The 18264-nt window shown below is 43.7% G+C and carries 17 protein-coding genes; 4 read left to right on the top strand and 13 right to left on the bottom strand.

Annotated elements, in window-relative coordinates:
- Nucleotides 1–129: 129 nt before the first annotated feature.
- Complete coding sequence (locus tag R7E38_RS06415; RefSeq protein WP_267923304.1) at nt 130–837, top strand: DUF2726 domain-containing protein; 708 nt, start codon at nt 130–132, stop codon at nt 835–837.
- A gap of 39 nt (nt 838–876) precedes the next feature.
- On the opposite strand, the gene R7E38_RS06410 is transcribed toward R7E38_RS06415, so the two are convergent.
- From R7E38_RS06410 to R7E38_RS06375, 8 genes are all read right to left on the bottom strand, one after another.
- Nucleotides 877–2229, bottom strand: coding sequence for a secretin N-terminal domain-containing protein (locus R7E38_RS06410; RefSeq protein ID WP_318081708.1), 1353 nt, complete (start codon nt 2227–2229; stop codon nt 877–879).
- Between the two features lie 17 nt (nt 2230–2246).
- On the bottom strand, nt 2247–3320 hold the full coding sequence (locus tag R7E38_RS06405) for a zonular occludens toxin domain-containing protein (protein WP_031781301.1): 1074 nt from the start codon (nt 3318–3320) through the stop codon (nt 2247–2249).
- Nucleotides 3320–3679: a DUF5455 family protein gene (locus tag R7E38_RS06400; RefSeq protein ID WP_012841818.1), complete on the bottom strand. Its 360-nt coding sequence runs from the start codon at nt 3677–3679 to the stop codon at nt 3320–3322. The genes R7E38_RS06405 and R7E38_RS06400 overlap by 1 nt, the downstream gene beginning before the upstream one ends.
- A complete protein-coding gene (locus R7E38_RS06395) occupies nt 3679–5283 on the bottom strand; it encodes a chemotaxis protein (protein ID WP_318081707.1) in 1605 nt (534 codons plus the stop codon). Before R7E38_RS06395 ends, R7E38_RS06400 begins: the two co-directional genes overlap by 1 nt.
- Nucleotides 5284–5353: 70 nt before the next feature.
- Nucleotides 5354–5617 (bottom strand): major coat protein, encoded by a 264-nt coding sequence (locus R7E38_RS06390; protein WP_012841819.1) that lies wholly within the window; start codon nt 5615–5617, stop codon nt 5354–5356.
- Nucleotides 5618–5887: 270 nt separating this feature from the next.
- Nucleotides 5888–6193 (bottom strand): hypothetical protein, encoded by a 306-nt coding sequence (locus tag R7E38_RS06385; protein ID WP_005389159.1) that lies wholly within the window; start codon nt 6191–6193, stop codon nt 5888–5890.
- An 83-nt stretch (nt 6194–6276) separates the two neighbouring features.
- The gene (locus R7E38_RS06380; protein ID WP_258506431.1) at nt 6277–8307 is read right to left on the bottom strand and encodes a replication endonuclease; all 2031 of its coding nucleotides are present in this window, start codon (nt 8305–8307) and stop codon (nt 6277–6279) included.
- The gene (locus R7E38_RS06375) at nt 8307–8672 is read right to left on the bottom strand and encodes a hypothetical protein (RefSeq protein WP_318081705.1); all 366 of its coding nucleotides are present in this window, start codon (nt 8670–8672) and stop codon (nt 8307–8309) included. The genes R7E38_RS06380 and R7E38_RS06375 overlap by 1 nt, the downstream gene beginning before the upstream one ends.
- A 162-nt stretch (nt 8673–8834) precedes the next feature.
- Here R7E38_RS06375 and R7E38_RS06370 point away from each other — a divergent pair, with 162 nt between their 5' ends.
- Nucleotides 8835–9203: a DUF3693 domain-containing protein gene (locus R7E38_RS06370; protein WP_318081702.1), complete on the top strand. Its 369-nt coding sequence runs from the start codon at nt 8835–8837 to the stop codon at nt 9201–9203.
- Between the two features lie 222 nt (nt 9204–9425).
- Here the strand turns inward: R7E38_RS06370 and yciH are convergent, their stop codons facing one another.
- The 4 genes from yciH to R7E38_RS06350 form a co-directional block, all read right to left on the bottom strand.
- Nucleotides 9426–9737, bottom strand: a complete 312-nt coding sequence (gene yciH / locus R7E38_RS06365) for a stress response translation initiation inhibitor YciH (RefSeq protein ID WP_005376292.1) — start codon at nt 9735–9737, stop codon at nt 9426–9428.
- 1 nt (nt 9738) lies between these two features.
- Nucleotides 9739–10125: a DUF3319 domain-containing protein gene (locus tag R7E38_RS06360; protein WP_005376294.1), complete on the bottom strand. Its 387-nt coding sequence runs from the start codon at nt 10123–10125 to the stop codon at nt 9739–9741.
- 128 nt (nt 10126–10253) lie between these two features.
- Nucleotides 10254–11243 (bottom strand): D-alanine--D-alanine ligase, encoded by a 990-nt coding sequence (locus R7E38_RS06355; RefSeq protein ID WP_033907069.1) that lies wholly within the window; start codon nt 11241–11243, stop codon nt 10254–10256.
- A gap of 149 nt (nt 11244–11392) precedes the next feature.
- A complete protein-coding gene (locus R7E38_RS06350) occupies nt 11393–11962 on the bottom strand; it encodes an SPOR domain-containing protein (RefSeq protein ID WP_005390018.1) in 570 nt (189 codons plus the stop codon).
- Nucleotides 11963–12198: 236 nt separating this feature from the next.
- Here R7E38_RS06350 and R7E38_RS06345 point away from each other — a divergent pair, with 236 nt between their 5' ends.
- Nucleotides 12199–14832, top strand: a complete 2634-nt coding sequence (locus R7E38_RS06345) for a bifunctional acetate--CoA ligase family protein/GNAT family N-acetyltransferase (protein ID WP_053303618.1) — start codon at nt 12199–12201, stop codon at nt 14830–14832.
- A gap of 77 nt (nt 14833–14909) precedes the next feature.
- Here the strand turns inward: R7E38_RS06345 and R7E38_RS06340 are convergent, their stop codons facing one another.
- The gene (locus tag R7E38_RS06340) at nt 14910–15797 is read right to left on the bottom strand and encodes a LysR substrate-binding domain-containing protein (protein WP_226082988.1); all 888 of its coding nucleotides are present in this window, start codon (nt 15795–15797) and stop codon (nt 14910–14912) included.
- A 231-nt stretch (nt 15798–16028) separates the two neighbouring features.
- Between R7E38_RS06340 and R7E38_RS06335 the strand changes: the two genes are divergently transcribed.
- Nucleotides 16029–18167, top strand: coding sequence for a TonB-dependent hemoglobin/transferrin/lactoferrin family receptor (locus R7E38_RS06335; RefSeq protein WP_053303617.1), 2139 nt, complete (start codon nt 16029–16031; stop codon nt 18165–18167).
- Nucleotides 18168–18264: the final 97 nt, after the last annotated feature.

Below are 18264 nucleotides of genomic sequence, written 5' to 3'. Positions count from 1 at the left end.
CAGTCTGTCGATAAGTGATGTTCAAAGTATTGCTGTAGTTGCAGCAAAGTAGATTACGCTAAATCTTTAACGTTAGGTTTAAAATTAGCTCGGAATGGAAATTTGCCCCGTAAGACACTACGGGGGCGCATGAAAGCAGGTTTTAATAGCACACCGAACAAAGCTGATATGCTACCATACACTCATTTTTTTATGAGTGAGGAACGGAAAGTGCCTGAATTACTGATACTTATATCCTTAGCGTGTATTGTGTATCTATTCACAAAGAAGGGGAAGAAACCTAGACGTAGGCTTAACGAATGGGAACAAGGTGCAACGGTTAGAAGACCGAACAGCATACATTCTTTTGAACCAAAATCTGTAGACAATAGCCCCAAGATAGTCAAAGTACCTTTGCCGAACACTGGCAATAAGACTAATTCTGTACCTCACAAGAAAAGTACATACTTGGCCACCAAGACAGAGCGCAGATTCTATAAAGTGTTGCGGGAGCTTATACCTGATGAATACGTGATTCATAGTCAAGTTTCATTGATGGCATTGGTTCAACCGACCAATTTTAAAGATAACTCTCGAACTTGGGCTAAAAGAATGGACTACGTGATAACGGATATAGACACAAAAGTATTGGCAGTTATCGAGCTGGATGACTCATCTCATAGGCAGAAGAAGAGACAAGAACGAGACATATACGTAAACAATGCACTTAACGGACACCATCCGTTGCTTCGGTTTGAAGCTAGAAGCTCTTATGACAAAACACATATTGCAAGCGTGTTAGAACGTGACACGGTAATAAAGTGTAGAGAACTGGAAAGCGTATTACAGTACAGCTAAAGCAGAGCCGAACAGAAATTGTTCGGCCTTTCTTTTAACTCAAAGTATTGTGGTTCTTATCGTTACTTTAAGCTCTTTATCTACCGTATTGGTCTTTTCTGACCGGAATAGAGCACCAAGCAAAGGCACATCCATCAAGACAGGCACACCGCTTACAGAGTCGCGCTGCTCTTGGGAAATCAAACCACCTAAAGAGATCGTTTGTCGGTCTTTGACCTTGACCACGGTTTGCAGTGTTCGCGTATTGGTGATGATGTCGGATGCGATAGAGGAATCCGTCACCGAGTCGGATTTTTGCATTATCTGAAGCACAACATGATCACCAATTACATGAGGCACTACCTCGAGTGACACGCCCACATCTTTACGCTCAATTTGCTGGACTCGATTACCGCCGTCAGTTACCTCAGACGAAGTGAGAAAAGGCACGTTCTGACCAACCGTGATATAACCGCGCTCCCTGTCCATGATGAACATATTTGGACGTGACAAAAGCTTGGTATTCTGATTCTTTGATACAGCTTTGATAAGTGCATTGAAATCACCGCCTTCATAGAACAGCAGGTTATCAACGGCCTTCTTGATTGCGGTCGGTTGCGAAACAAAGCCAGCCTCACTCAGTGCCAAATCCATATTTACACCGACTTCCTGAGAATCACCAAGCTCAGTTTCGGTAATTACTGCCTCGATAAAGACTTGCTTTTGTGGTCTATCAATCCCTTTTATGAGCACATCGATGTGCTTCAATTGGTTCTCAGAGCCAGTCACGATAATGCTGTTTGTGGTCGGTAGCACTTCAACCTTGTAATTCTTAATTGCTTTGTTGTTCAGTGTTTGATTCTGAGTTGCAGCAAGCATCGAGGAAATCAAATCAACGACCTTGGTATTTCGAACATTCTCAAAGAAGTACAGCTTCACTTGAGAGGGTTCGAACGTCTCCACCTTGTTAGCATCGGCAATGATGGTAAAAACGCCGTGGTCATGCGTAAGCTCGTAACCGTGCGCACGAAGCACCGAAAGGAAAAAGGCTGGATAGTCCTCATCTTTCAAATCCGGTGCGGTAAAGCTGACCTCACCAGTAACACCTTGACCGAGCACCACCGTATTTCCAGTATGAACCGAGAACCACGATGCAAAGTCTCCAATCGGTGTGTTCTTTGCCTCAAAAGGCGCAGAGCTTACAGCAAAAGAAGGGGAGCTGAGCAGGGTGCACGCGAGCAGAAAGGTGGTAATGCTGGATGTGGAAAAGTTGGAACAAGCCGTAGTTTGTTTCTCAACTTTACCACAGCGCATAGTGAGCAACGAGAGCGCTGATAATAAGCCTCCGGCACAATAAGATTTTTTTTGTTTTTTTGAAAGACAAGCTGTGAGTTTTGCGATTATCCATGACATAAAGCGCACCTTATTCCCTAGCACATAACTTTGAATGATTGACCGTTGCCGCTAACCGTAATGGAGCAAGAGCCGTTAGATTGAGCCGTAAAGCCCTTTGCGTATAGTTGCGACGACGACAGACGCACATCGTCCTTAACGAGCACAAAAGACGGGGCAACGTTTGGGGGATTCATTGAAGATTCGATTCGATAGCCATCGAGCAAGTCACTCAATGACTCGCGAGGCACCGCGGCTTGAGCCGTTTCGGGTTCCGTCGACATGTTCGGCGTGCCAACTAAGGTGAACACCGCAAACGAGACGGCGACACCTGCCGCAAACACACTGAATCGAGAGTATTTGCGGAGATAGATTTTCGTAATGCGCATGATATTTCTCAACGTATACGGGACAGTGTAACGTCCGTGGGTATAGTAGGGCGGCAATACTGAAAAAACGCCGTCCTCATAGTTGTTTCTAAACATCTGCTTAGTGTCGTAAGAACTGTATAAATCCGTACCCCAGAGCATCCATTTATCGACAGTGAGCGAGTTCGCGTTGTCACCATATTTCACAATGCCAACGTGCAACTTAGGCATTTTCAACTTGAGTTGACCGAGCGTCAGAACGGATACCGCCGTCGAGATAATAGGGACTTGAAGACGGTCTAAACGACGACAAAACACGGTGTGTTCAGCCAGTGCAAGACGCGCTTGTTTATCAACAATCGAAATATCTTGAACGATGAAAATTACATCCCATCCAAGCTTTCGAATATGCAAAAGGTGATCAATTAACTTTTGTCGATTCTTGTCGTTCCATGTGCGCGAGTTAAACCACGTTCCGCACTCATCGAGTACAATCAATCCGTCTTTTTTGGTGTCATAGCTCTTGTTTGCCGAGCCAATCACCATCAAATCTTCTACCTGAGGCTTGTCCGGCAAACGATAAAGGCGAGTATTGCGCTTGTTGCGTCCAAGCATTTCTTTCAAGTTGATATCGAGGTTTGTCGCCACAGGCACACCGCGCATAAATGCCTCGCGAATCTTACCGACTGCCGTTAGTGTTTTACCTGAGCCGAGCTTACCCGTGACAAAGTAGACCGATGCCATTACGCCGCCCTCACAATCGCGTAGAACTTCCACTCCCACACCCAACGCAGCAGACGCGCCGAGTAAATCGCACTCACGCAAGGAATTGCGTTATTTGGGATAAACATGCCCGCCGCTTGTGACCAAAACGGGGGCGTGACGTAAGAAAGCCCAGTGGCAAGCGTATAAATGGCAAGAGTGAGCGCGAGTGTAAGCCCAATCAATAAGGTAATAATCACCAAGTTAATCGTGACGTTGCGCGCCTTGGCGATAAAGAACCAACCAAACAGAGTCGTCGCTATTTGTGCTATAAACGCGACCAAAGCAGGTAAACGCAGTGCCGCACTAATGCCTGAAACAATAGGTAATAGCTGAATCATTAGTAATATCTCCCCGAACCTGGCTTGTTACTTGGTACAGGCGTGACCTCAGTCAGCAGGATTTCAACAAGCGTCTTAATCGTATAGATGTAAATCAGAATGGAGAGGATCATTTTTAACTTATGAGAGAACTCACAAGAGATTGAAACGTTCCCACCATTGAGTGTTGGCAAAGAAAGCCGCATACATTCGCTAGGTTGTGGAAGCAAGTTAAGGAATGAATCAGAAACCGCAGTAATATGCGCCTCAGATTCAGCCGTAATATTCTTTTCAAGCAAATCATTTGCCGCACCAACAACCGTCGATTCATAAGAGCCTAAAGCACCGGAAACAATAGAATCCGCTTGAGTTAGTGCATCACCAACAAAGTTACTATCCAATCCATGAGGGCTTTCACAGAATCTATTCTCAGGAGTAGGGTCGCATGGTTTTAAATCGTCTAGCTTGTTCAAAAGGTCATCAAAACCTTGTTGGTTGGTTTCCTGCAAATCTCCAAGGTCGCTAGACAGCTGACCAAAACCATTACTTAACTGGTTGTTCGCCGAAGTCAGCAAACGGTTTGTATTGTTGCCAATATCAGACAACATATCGGACTGACCTTGAATCGCATTCGCTACATGGTTTGCATTATCGACAACGGTATCGGTATTCAAATCAACCGACGCCTTGAGCGCATCAAGAGCGGACTTAGTTTCCGCCTGATTCTTGTTCATATCGTTATTGATGCCAGTTAGCTGTGCATTCAAATCACTATTCATGGATTTAATAGCAGCGAGGGTATCACTGGTATTATCAACATCAGGCTCAGGTTTATCGGGGTCAGGATTACCAGTACCGCCACCACTTGGTTTATCAGGGTCGCCCAAATCACCGCCCGTTGGAGGGTCGATATCGGTATCAGTGGCACACGCTGGCCAATTAGGACCACCAATAACACAAGATTCGGGTTCAGGTGTGTCACACCAGTTGTTTTCTGGTCTACAGCACGTACCGTACCTAGGGTCCCAGTCGGGCGAATCAGGTGTACATTCTTCAGGCTCTGGGTCTTTACATGCAGGCCAATCAGATGAATCAGGGGTACATTGCTCAGTAGGAGGTGGACAACTCATATCAAGATACTCATCCTCATCCCGACAGATGATATTGGCTTGATAGCCGGGCCCCTTTGCTGAACATGATTGAGAGTAGTCACTCATTTGCTGAATTGTATCGGGACGACTACAGAACGGTGGAGGAGGCGGCTCTTCACACTTACCCGTATCAGAATTTATGGATTGACCAGGTGGACAAGAATCAACAGCGCTACCAGACAACTCACTCGTATACGACCAAGACCCGCCAATTTCAACCATCTCAACTCGAACATAAGATTTGCCGCCCATAGGGTAAGTACACTTATACCTCGAACTACCATCAATCAAAGGCTCTGGATTAACAGGAGGTAATGCGCTGACATTAACAACATCACCAACTCGATATCCAAAGCAATGAGCAACGCCCCAAGGGTTAGCGTTAGATTTAGTCAACTTTACCAATAGAGCAGAAGCATTAAACGAAACACTCAGCAAAATAACCAGTGACGCAATGCTTTGTTTAATACTCATTTTTATTCCTTATAAAAAACGCCCCCATTCGGAGGCGTTGACCAATGGGTGTATAAAGCAGTCGTTAGAATTACGTTGCTTTGTTTGCACCTTTCTTGAATAGCTTGATACCGATAAAGCCAACCGTTAGTGGTACAGCGATACCCCAAGTCGAGGTGAGCATATCAGTCACATAACTACCAAGCTCAGTAAAGGCGCTAGCAGCAACTTCGGGAAGTGCAGCGTTAGCACCAGACGCCGCCGTTAGAAGTGCACCACCAAATGCCGCACGTTTTGCTGTTACTACTGCGCCAGCCTTAGCCATTGCTGCGCGTACTTTGCTTTGCTTTTCCATAGTCTTATTTCCTATGTTATGGTTTATGAAGAAGTTGAAACCTCAGCCGCTTTCTTGAATCCAAGAATGTGGAAGCCAATCGAGAAGCCAAGGATAAAGGCTGTCGCGAAACAGCCGAGCATGAACTCTGATGACAGCATTTATCTTTGTCCTCCAACCATCCAACCGAGCGCAACTAGCAAGAAGCAAATGCCTAAGAACACCATTAACTGAAAGTTATCGAGTCGAGCCATTAGCTCTGCAAATTGCGTCTCGGTCATGATTTAGCCCTTACTTTTCGTTTAATTGAGGTAGGGCGTAGAGGTGGAAACCGTCGATAGAAACGTGTTTACCCTCATCGTTACCAAAGCTGAATTTCTTGTGTTCCACATCAAACATCATGCGATTACCCACACAGCGCTTGAGCAGTTCGCCAGCCTTGCCGTTTTCCCAAAGCTCAGGAGACACGCGCACTTCAATAGTGTCTGTTGGGTTGGTCGTGATAAGACGCAGCTTGCCGTTTTGCTTTTGTTCGCCATTACGGTCTGTTTTGGTTTCTTGAACGATGTCCGAAACATCTAGAATTAAACCTTCCATTCTCATAGTGTTTTGCCCTTATTTTTACGTTGTTGGTTAGTTGAAAATTGAAATGACAGTTATTGACACAAGTCCAAGGGAAATTAATGCATCATGTCGGGCGGGGCTGCGCCCACCCAACACGACGCATTAATTTCCTGAGGGTCAGTGAGCAACAGCGCTTCCATTTCGTCATAGAGTGCTAGGTGTTTTTCGTATTGCTCGTAAAGGTCGTCATACATACGCTCGTATTCTTTTTCACGTTCTAGCGCGTCGAAGTAATCGACCACGTTAGACATGATGCCTTGTTGAGCACGGATGAATTGCTCTTTGTTCTCGGTCTTCCAAGTACGGAAGCGAGTTGCGATAAAAATCTTATGGAACATCAAGCCATTCAAACGCGCTTGAGCCATATCACCGTAGCGAGTCGATGAGTATTCACCGCCCGAAGCAATCAGTTTTTCGATAGAGGTTGAAACGGAATATTCCGCTTTTACTGGTTGGTCTTTGCGCTTAACGAACACGCCGCCCATTGCGTAACAAAACGCTTTCCAGTCGCCCTCATCAGCAGAGCGGCGAACCTTTTCTAATAGAAAGTGTTCGTCTTGAGATAAATCTGTAAACAAAGCATCGTCCTCTTTGAATTCATCACGAAGACGACGAAGCTCACGCCATACCGTGACAGATGGACCACCAATAAATTGAAATTGACGAATTTGATTCACACGCGCCCAAGTTACGACACGTTCCGCCGCATCTGAGCCTGACAAAGACGAGCCTTTGTCAGAGTCAATGTGCTGACCGTCGATGTTTTTGCTCAGGTACTTAGCGACATAACCAACGGCTGAACCTTGCGACCAGTCGATAACTTCGGCTTTGAAACGGGCTTTCTTTGCACCTTTTTCGTCAGGAGAGTCAGCCATAGCAAGACGACGAAACTCAGACGTCACAAATTTGCGTGCGGATTTCTCCATGAACAGCAACAAGTGGTGATGCGGTGTGCCGTCTTGGTGAGGCTCGACAATGCGCATCCCGTAAACCTTGATTTTGCTCTTATCAATCGACTTACGAAGATTTGCCCAAACGCCCATTAGATAAGCGTGAGCCGCTTTCGCATCAGGCTTGCCAGCCTCAAGCCATTTCGGGTTGATGTCGCCTTTAGAAACAGAGTGAAAACGAGACGGAGCCGTCACAGTGAAGAACACCGCATCGTGATTCGATTCTTGAGCGATTTCCTCAAAGCCACGCAGACGAACGAACATTTCAGCGCGGCGAATCTCAGCGTTAGAAACCGACTTAGCCGATAACTCACTGAGTGTGAAGTAGTTAGACGGGTCAGCCTCATCGTAAGCAATCGTGTTTTCTAGCGCGATGCGGTTAGACGTATTGCGATCACGTTGACGGTTTAGAGAAAAATCCGAGCAGTAAACTTGCTTACGGCGTTGAACAAGCGCTAAATCACGCGCAACACATTCAACCTCGTAAGCACATTTACGGCGCAGTTGACGAACAAGCCAATGCTCATCAAGCGCACGGTTCACCAATGCGAAAAGTTCACAGTTGTTTTCTGCGTATTGAATTTGCTCAGGTGAGAATGCCAAGCCTAATGAATCAAGAAGCTGACATGCTTTATCAAAACGCGCTTGTGATTCTTCAAGCGGAATTGCACTTAACACGCGAGAAAAGTCGCGTGATTTGCGCTTGGCTAGATTGGTAATTTGCTCATCTGACATCGCGTAGCTGTAGCCGTGCTCAGTCAAACGGTCGTGAGCGTCATTAACTGCGCGTACAGCTTCTAAAGCGTTGCGTGTTTTCAGGATGTCGGTGTAAGCGCGTGTCATGTGTCGAGCGAAGTCGCCGTTACGGTGTAATGATTTCGGCAAATCCAAGCAAGGGTTAGAAGTAGGGCGCTCAATAAAATCTGACAGGTCGTGTGAGTAGATTGGCGCACTCATTGCTGACTTCACAGCCGACGGAATGAAATCCTCAGGCGTTGTGAATCTGTGGTCGACGTACTCAAAACGATGGTCGAATAAGTTGTCAGGAATGTGCTCACATGAAGCCCAAGAATGGACAGGAACAAAATCAATCCATTCTTGTTTGCCGGACGCTAAATCAATAACAAGTTCACGCATTATTGAGCCTCCATATCTTGGAGAACTTTTTGACAAGGATTGATAGAAAAGTGACGGCAAAACTGCTTATAGCAGTCAATATCATCAAAACGGAACTCAACAGAATTCTTATCAAAACTAACCGCAGGAAAGCGATTTGGGTAAATAGAAACAACAGAATGGAAGATTGTTTGAGGCTCAAAAACACTATGAACCGTAACAGCACAGGCATTAAAAGTATGGCAAACAGCAAACCAACACTCAGAGGTAGTTTCGTTAAAACCAAACTCGATACCATCGCAAGCGATGATGTGATCACAATCTAGCTTATGATAATCAAACATTTTTAAACAACCACCTTGACTAGTTGAGAGAGCGACCGCCAAAGCCAAGCGCGAAAGCGTCAAGGGCAAACGCCCAGAGCTAAGGCGGTCTGATACTGATTAAATAACCAAATTTGGTTAGTAGCGTAATCACCAAAATTGGTTAGCGCAAGACACCAAAAATGGTGATTGATGAGCTAAACTGACGGAAACGGAGGAAGCGGTATGTATCAAAACAAACTATTAGATGCCTACAAAAAGGCTCAAAGTTACGTGCAAGACAAACAAATTGCAGCGGATATGAATGTGCCGCCGCAGAGAATCAGTGATTTCCGCAAAGGAAAGCGTTATATGACTGATACACAAGCAATTTTTCTTGCAGAGCAATCAGGTTTAGACCCTGAGATTGCATTGTTGGGGTGTCACGCTGATCGCAATGATAATCCGCAGATAAAAGCAGTATGGGAAGGAATTGCAAAAAAGTTTAATGGGCTTGGATTGTCAGGAATCTCAATGGCTTGCACTGGATTGGCCTTAGTGATTGCAAGTCCAGAGGAACCACTATTACAGTGCGCATTATATGTGTTATGTTAAATTGCATGTCGTCGTACGCTAAATGCTGTCTGAGTATGCTCCTATTCCCCTGCAGATTTTAAATTTAAGGGCCTTACTGTGAGCATTAAACATAATGGTTATTTACCATAAAATAGCTAATATCGATCTATCAATCTACGATTGCTTGCTCTTCAATTAGCAACTTATAAAAAATGGCGTCTATTTCTTTAGACGCCATTTTTGTTTACTGGAAATATTAAATTAGCCACCGGCTAATTTAACTGTCATGCCTTTCTTTTCAAGATGTGCCTTGATCTTGTCTCTAGCATCACCTTGAATCTCGATATTGCCATCTTTTACAGAGCCACCACAGCCACAGACTTTTTTGAGTTCTGCCGCTAATAACTTTAAAGGTGCATCATCCAAGTCTAAACCTGTAACAATGCATACGCCTTTACCTTTACGGCCTTTCGTTTGGCGCTGAATCCGAACAACACCATCGCCTTTAGGGCGAGATACTTTTTCTTCTTCCGGTTTAATTCGACCGGTTTCTGTTGAATATACCAGAGTCATTCTATTGTTTCTTTTGTTGTTGAGCTTGCATCGCTTTTTGCTTTGCAACCAAATAAGCTTCGATATGGCGTTGAATAGCGGCTTTACTGCCCTTAATCAGTTTACCATTAAACATACAGTACCAAGAGTTAGGTTGGCCTGTATCGTTTTGAATAGTATAGCCGTTAAAGACCTCTGATTTTGCAACACCAGTTTGCTGCACTCTTTGTCCGAGTGAAGCAAACTCTTTGGGATCAATAATCGATGCGGTGTCACACCACCAATCAATGCTTTTCTTTACCGCCGTCAAACTGCCCTGTAAAACGTGGTTCTTGATTTTAACCTTCCAAACACTGCCATCTGATCCGACTGACTGCAGGTTAAAACCTCTATAATTTGAAATCGCCATACCACTGAGTCATCTGTTTAATGCGTTGATATAATCATAATTGCTACTGAGCAATATTCAAATACGGCTTGAATAATCCTTGCTCTAGAAAACAACTTGTATCATAAAACGCGTCTCGATAACGTTAATCACTTTGCACTGTTTATACAATCTTCCAAGAACTCATGAAATTTGTGCCCGTTGTTTTGAAGCATTTTAGGGAACATTGAGATCGGAGTCATTCCTGGAAATGTGTTTACTTCGTTTAAGTAAATCTCATCATCTTCCGTTAGGAAAAAGTCGATACGAGATAAATGACGAAGATTCATTTGTTTAAACACCGTCTCTGACGCGTGTTGGATGGAATCTAATTGTATTTGAGTTAGATTCTTCGCCTCAACTTCTGTGAGCGAGTGACTTGAACTGCTGTACTTTTCATCGTACGAGTAAAAAGCACCATCAGGCGCGATGACCTCGCCTGGCTTAGTGATATGTAGTTGGCCATTCATCTCATATGCAGCAACTTCAAGTTCTCGAGGTTTTACTGCTTTCTCAACCAACACTTGGTCAGAAAACCCAAAAGCATCATTTACTGCATTAGAAAGCTTGTCTTTTTCTGTGACACTGTAACAGCCAACGGAAGAACCTTGGCGAGCGGCTTTAACAAAAACTTTTCCCCACTTTTCAAAGGCTTTATGAGCTTGAACGTGAGCTTCTTCATCGTTTCGCGTTAAGAATAAGTATGGCGTATTGGGTATGCCAATAGCGTCGTACCAAAGCTTAGATGTGATTTTATTGAAACTATTGCTACTCGCTTCTGGCCCGCAGCCAAGATAAGGAATACCTGCGATTTCAAACAGAGATTGAATGTCGCCTGTTTCGCCAGGAAAACCATGTATACAAGGCACGATGAAATCAATGGTTTGATTAGATTCACTTGAGCACAACTGCTTGGTATTGAGATCCAAGTAAACCAACTCACCTTGGTTGGTCATCCAACCTTCGTTTTTAATTTCTACGCGTGTAACGTGAACGTCTTCAATAAGATTTAGTTGTTGTTCGACAAAGTTTGCAGACAATAATGAAATCTCGTGCTCAGAAGAGCCACCGCCGCATAGTAAAAGAATATTTTTAATCATGAATCCATCTTTCCGTGACCTACAAAAGATACTATTTATTATGATAAACCTTTGAAGTGTGACGTACAGTAATTTTAATGTGAGGAATGTTGTTCGAATAGGATTTGAGCAAATAAATAAGGGAGCTATTCGCTCCCTTATTTTATGTGTTAATTTAATTTGTTAAGCGTTGGGTAAGCTGAGTTTTTGATTGCATCAATGCTTTTAACAAATGGCCTTAACTGCTGAAATTGAGCTGGCAAAGTCGAAATCGCTTGCTTGGCTTCTGCGCTTGTTGCGTAGTCTCCGTATAAAACTGAGAACCACTTAGTACCGTTTACAACTTTGTAGTTTTCCCAAATTGGCTGACCGTTCTGTGGCAGCTTATTTGCAAACTGATCGACTTTAGCTTGGCTACCCACAGCTGCGACTTGAATGGTATAGCCGAATCGTTGAATGCCAGCTTGCTTTTTACTTGGTGGTACGATCTTAACTGGCTTCGCCTGCTCTTTTGGCGTTAGCTTGACTACTTTCTTTTCTTCAGGCTTTGCCGTCATTTTCACAACAGTTGGTTGTACGTCTTTTTCTACTACAGCGTTTTCAGACGCCATAATTGGTTTAGAGATACGATCTGATTTGTAGTCCTCTCGGTAACTTTCTGAGGTCACATCCGTGATGTAAGTTTCAGATGCACAAGCAGAAAGCAGAACTGACAAGCCGATGATTGCGATTTTTTTCATGAAGTAACAAATGCTCTGGATAAATATTACGATAAATCATGCCGATAGCAGGGCCGTTTATCAAGCATCAAATACAATAATCTGTGATTTTGATGTGATGAATAACACAAACTCCATAAGCATCGTACACATTTTCTGCAATGTCTGGTCTGAAGATGTTTTATCAGTAAATTATTCGTTTATGATTGATATGAAACCGAGAAGCCAACGTGACTTACAAACGGCTAGGAGTCAGCATGAATAAACTAAATAAACTCTTTAAACCCAACTCTGTGGCCGTTATTGGGGCATCTCAAAAAGCATTGCGAGCAGGACATGTTGTGATGCGCAACCTTCTACAAAGTGGATTTGGTGGCGCGATTATGCCAGTAACGCCGCGATATAAAGCCGTATCTGGCGTGATCGCTTACCCTGATGTAGCTTCCCTGCCCTATACGCCAGATATTGCAATTTTGTGTACGAACGTTTCACGTAACGAGCAATTGCTTAAAGAGCTAGATGAGAGAGGCACACCGTTTGCGATTGTTATCTCTGATGACCCTAAGCCTTTAGATATCTCATCATTGAACATTCGAGTTTTAGGCCCAAACAGCTTAGGTATCATTCTTCCTTGGCACAATTTTAACTGCACGTTTTCCCCTGTCGCAGCTAAACCCGGAAAAATTGCTTTCATCTCACAATCCGCGGCGGTTTGTACCACGGTTTTAGACTGGGCAAATGATAAGAACATTGGTTTTTCTTCGTTCATTTCAATTGGGCGTGGACAGGATATCGATTTTGCAGATTTGCTCGACTATTTGAGTATGGATGGAAACACAGAAGCTATTCTGCTTTATGTTGATAATATCCAAGACGCTCGCCGATTTATGTCTGCTGCGCGAGCCGCTTCACGTAACCGACGTATATTGGTGCTAAAAGCGGGCCGCTCTAAAGAGATGAATACTTTTAAGCAGCAAGACGGAGATACACTTGACGTAATTTACGATTCTGCTATTCGCAGAACTGGTATGTTACGAGTCAGCAATACGCATGAGCTTTTTGCCGCGGTTGAAACACTCACGCATTCTGTGCCACTTCGTGGAGAGCGTTTAGCGATCATCACCAATGGCGGCGGCCCTGCTGTTATGTCCGTTGATACTTTGATTGAACGTGGTGGCCAACTCGCAACGCTTGATGACGCTTCCATTGAGCAATTACAAGCAGTACTTCCATCCAACTGGCGTGCTCGAAATCCAATTGATCTGTCTGGTGACGCAACCCAAAAACGCTATATTGATACCATTAACGCACTGATGAATAACGACTGTGCAGATGCGATATTGATTATGCATAGTCCTTCTGCTGTTTCTGATCCTCTTGAAACTGCTCAAGCCGTTATTAATGCAATCAAATCTCACCCTCGGCATAAGCATTTTAATATCTTGACCAACTGGTCAGGAGAACAAACGTCGAGAGAAGCGCGACTGGCATTTACTCAAGCAGGTATTCCAACCTATAGAACACCTGAAAGTGCAGTTGTAGCATACATGCACTTGGTCGAATACAGACGAAACCAGAAACAACTAATGGAAACGCCAACGACGGCAGAGCCATTACATTCTGGAAGTGTGAGTTCAGCAAAAGAGTGGGCAAATGAACGACTACTGGATAAAAATACAGTCACCTTAGATACGCATCAAACCAGCCCATTATTTAAGCTGTTCGGGTTTAACGTTTTGCCTACGTGGATTGCATCTGACGACATTGAAGCTGTTCATATGGCAGAAAATATTGGATATCCTGTTGCGGTAAAATTGCGTTCTCCAGACATTCCTCATAAATCGGATGTTCACGGTGTTGCTCTAAATTTAAGAAACAGTCGAGAAGTTTCCAACGCAGCGCTATCCATTTTAGATACCGTAAAGCTCAGTTACCCTTCCGCCAATGTACATGGGCTGTTGGTACAAGGGATGGCAAAGCTCGGCAGCGCTGAAGAGCTACGGATTAGTATTGCAGTAGATAAAGTCTTTGGACCAGTGATCTTGCTTGGTCAAGGCGGCTCTGAGTGGAATATCGCCCAAGATGCCGTCGCTGCACTTCCTCCTTTGAACATGACGCTTGCGCGCTACCTTGTCGTTGTTGCCCTAAAGTCTGGAAAGATTCGCCTGCAGAAACACAAAGATGCGCTCGATATTACTGAGTTGTCGAAGTTCTTGGTTCGTATCTCCCAAATGGCAGTTGAGTTACCAGAAATACAAAAACTGGATATCCATCCAGTGCTAGTGTCCGGAAGCGATTTAACTATCCTTGATGCAGATGTCACACTGTGTAAATACGAAGGAGACGCCCAAAAACGGCTAGCGATTCGCCCTTTCCCGGCAGAGTTTGTCGAAACTGTAACGCTTCGAGATGGCCAACCTATCCTGCTTCGCCCTATCTTGCCTGAGGATGAGCCGCTGCATGCTCAATTCATTAATAGCGTATCGAAAGAAGATCTCTATAAACGTTTCTTTTCTGAAGTTGGAGAGTTCAACCATGAGGCTTTGGCAAACTTTACTCAAATCGACTACGACCGCGAAATGGCGTTTGTTGCGGTAGCGTTTAATACTGACGGACCGTCTATCATAGGGGTAGCCCGCGCATTGATTACACCAGACAATAGTGACGCTGAGTTTGCTATTTTGGTTCGTTCAGATTTGAAAGGAAAAGGTTTAGGCAAAGTGCTGATGCAGAAAATAATCAGCTATTGCAAAGTTAAAGGCACAAAGCAAATGTCTGGAATGACCATGCCAACAAACAGAGGGATGTTGATGTTGGCTCAGAACTTGGGGTTTGAGATCGATATCCAGTTTGCAGACGGTACGGCAGATATGGTGCTCCCTTTAAATTGAAAAGCGCAGCATTAGCGATGACTTTTACTTCTTACATTCGATAATCAATGGTAATCTAAGAAGTAAAAGTTACGTTGTTACTTTAGTTTCCAATTCTTTTTTAAGTACTGAATACACCAGGATTTTGCCTCACCCATAGTGTTCCGGCGCCATGCCAAAATAATATCCATCGGCTGTTCTTCAGTGCCTTCGATTCGTTTCAATACACCACTATAAATAAGAGGTTGTGCAATTTGGCTTGGTAATGTACCAATACCTAAACCTGCAGTGAGCGCTTCTACTTTTGCCGTAAAGTTGGTGACGGTCAAGCGAGGCTGTTTTTGAATAATATTAATTGAGAGCGCGGGTTGCTCACGTGCGGTATCTGCAATAGCAATGATCCGATACTTTTCTCGCGCTGCTTCATCAAACTTACCACTACGCTTGTGAACATAGTGATCAGCGGAAGCTACCCAATACATACTCATTTTACCAATTTTTTCTGACTTAACTTCTTGAGGAAGCGTATCCAGTGATGGGCAAATCAGTAAATCAGCTCTCCCCGTATTCAACGACTCCCAGCTACCAGCCAGAATCTCCTCTTGCAGCCTGACTCGAGTTGAGCTGACCTCGGCCAGCGCATCAACCATCGGGAAAAAGTTGGATATAGGAATAATGCCATCGAAGGCAATGGTAATATCCAGTTCCCAGCCATTCGCCAATAACGTTGCATCGTTCACTAACTTTTCACTGGCTTGTAAAATGGCTCTTCCTCTTTCAAGAATAAGCTTACCTGCTTCAGTAAAATGGGCTTTGTGACCAGAGCGATCGAAGATAATAATGTCTAAGTCTTGCTCGAGTTTCTGGACTTGATAGCTCAGCGATGACGGGGCTCTGTCTAACTCATTCGCAGCAGAAGCAAAGCTCCCTCTTCGATCAATAGCATCTAGAATATGGAGTGCTTCTAACGTAATTGGACTCTGCACATGGCCTCTCTTAATGTGATATTCATCACATTCGTTGTATTTGGATGAACTTATCAAGAACTAACGACAAATAATATAACATATTGATAAATAAAGACTAGGAATGCTCATAGCCTAAGAATAAGATTCAATACAAATCAATAAATGACAATGGTAATGATAGTAATTACCATTTAGATCCATTAATATCCGCGTGTTGTTACCTATTATGGATCTAAGGTATTGAAGCCAATGTATAAAAAATCAATTTTGTCAGCCTCCATTTTAGTTGCCCTTTCCCATACTGCTTATGCGGAAGAAGCTTCTAAGTTTGAAGAAGTCGTTGTGTCGGCCACCCGTACCAACCAAACCATAAACACTGTTGCTGCTTCTGTTGCTGTTGTATCAGAGAAAGACATCGAAGAAAACATGGTAAAGGACTTGAATGATCTATTCGAGTATACGCCAGGGGTTACTGTTAATGGCACTCAACGCCAAGGCGTCCAAAGTATTAACATTCGCGGGATGGAAGGTAAACGAGTTAAAATCTTAGTAGACGGTGCATCTCAACCAGGTGTATTCAGCGGTGGACCATATTCGTTTATCAATTCTAGTGCCGTTACTGTCGACCCCGATATGCTAAAGAGTGTCGAAATTGTTAAAGGAGCAGCTTCTAGCCTACATGGTAGTGATGCAATTGGCGGTGTTGTCGCATTCGAAACAAAAGATCCGAAGGATTTCCTCAAAGATGGTAAAGACTTTGGTGGTCAAGCTAAACTCTCTTATTCATCGGAAGATAACTCTTTTAGTGAGCATGTAGCTTTAGCAAAGCGTTTCGGTAATACAGAAGCACTTATAGCCTTTACACGCCGTGATGGTGCAGAGCTACAAAATTTCTCTAAGGCGCCTTACGATAACTATTCTGTGGACAACCAAGATTATTACAAAAACGATCTATTGGTAAAACTTCAATCTCAATTGAATGACGCTCATCGCTTGGAGTTCTTGGGAGAAGTTATTTACAACGAGACTGACTCAGAGATCGCACATAAAAGTTACAAAAACTTCAACGCTGAAGACACAACCAAGCAAAATCGCATTGGGCTCAAGCACATTTGGTTTGCAGATGCAGCTATCTCGGATACGATCACGTCCAAGCTTACATGGATTGGTAAAGAAGAAAACGGCGTGTCTAATCGCTTTATCGAAGCCAGCCCAGGTTACCCACCTTACGTACCGCCTAGTGGTGACAACCAACAGAAAAAAGATTACGAATATACTGAAGACAAATTTGAATTCGAAACTCAGTTAGATAAAGAGATTCAAAATCACTATATTGTTTACGGAATATCGTACAAACATAGTGACATCAGTAATACCAATCGCGAGTTTAATTCCGATCCTGGCACGCCAGATACTGTTTACGTTTACACACCGGATGCAAAAGAAGAAAGCTTTGGTTTATTCTTGCAAGATGAAATTTCGCTTCTTAATGACAAGCTAATTCTGACTCCAGGTGTGCGTTACGATTACTTCTCTACTAATCCTTCAAATACTTCTGAAGAGTCATTCGAGAAGTTTAGCGACTCTGCATTAACTGGTCGTTTAGGAGCAACTTACTCTGTATCGCAACCTGGCACGATCTTCGCGCAAGTGAGCCAAGGGTTCCGAGCGCCATCGTTCGACGAGCTTTACTACACCTACGATAATCCGGCTCATGGCTATACCAACCGCCCTAACCCAAATTTGGGATCTGAAAAGAGTTTGTCTTATGAACTTGGTTACCGTCATAACACTGCAGCGTCTGCAACTGAAGTAGCGTTCTACTACAGTGATTACAGTGACTTTATTGAGCAAACGTCATCAAACAATGGTGGTTTAACTGAATTCACAAATATCAATATTAGTGAAGCAAACATTAAAGGGGTTGAGCTCTCTAACCGTCTTGATTGGCATGCCATTGCTGGTCTTCCATCAGGCGTGACAACTCGCTTTGTTGCAGCATACACAGAAGGTGAAGATGGTGATGGTAATCCTTTGAACAGTGTAAACCCATGGAATGCCGTAGCTGCTGTAAATTACGATTCACCAAATGCACTTTGGGGGACAAGCCTAAAAGTAAACTACACGGCTAAGAAATCGAACAGTGATATCAACTCTGATGGTGATAAAGGCGGAATCAAAGACCAAGTTGCTTTGCCGTCTGCGACAGTCGTTGACTTAACGGCGTACTACAAACCAATGAAAGATATAACCATTCGTGCTGGTGTTATGAATCTAACGAATGAAGAATACCATCTTTGGAACGATGTTCGCGGTAAGACTGAGTTAAGTCGAGACAAAACGCAAGCTGAGCGTAATTACAACATTAGTGTTAAATACGAGTTCTAAACTTTAAAAACACAAAAGCCAGCGTAATGCTGGCTTTTTTATGGCTTTCATTTCAAAAATGTAAAGAAAAGTATGAAAAATGAAAGTTTACTGTTTT

Origin of the sequence: Vibrio sp. Vb2131 (assembly GCF_033338535.1) — a bacterium.
GTDB lineage: Bacteria > Pseudomonadota > Gammaproteobacteria > Enterobacterales > Vibrionaceae > Vibrio > Vibrio alginolyticus.
Note: the sequence above shows the minus strand (reverse complement) of the source record. Positions and strands in the feature narration are given on the sequence as shown.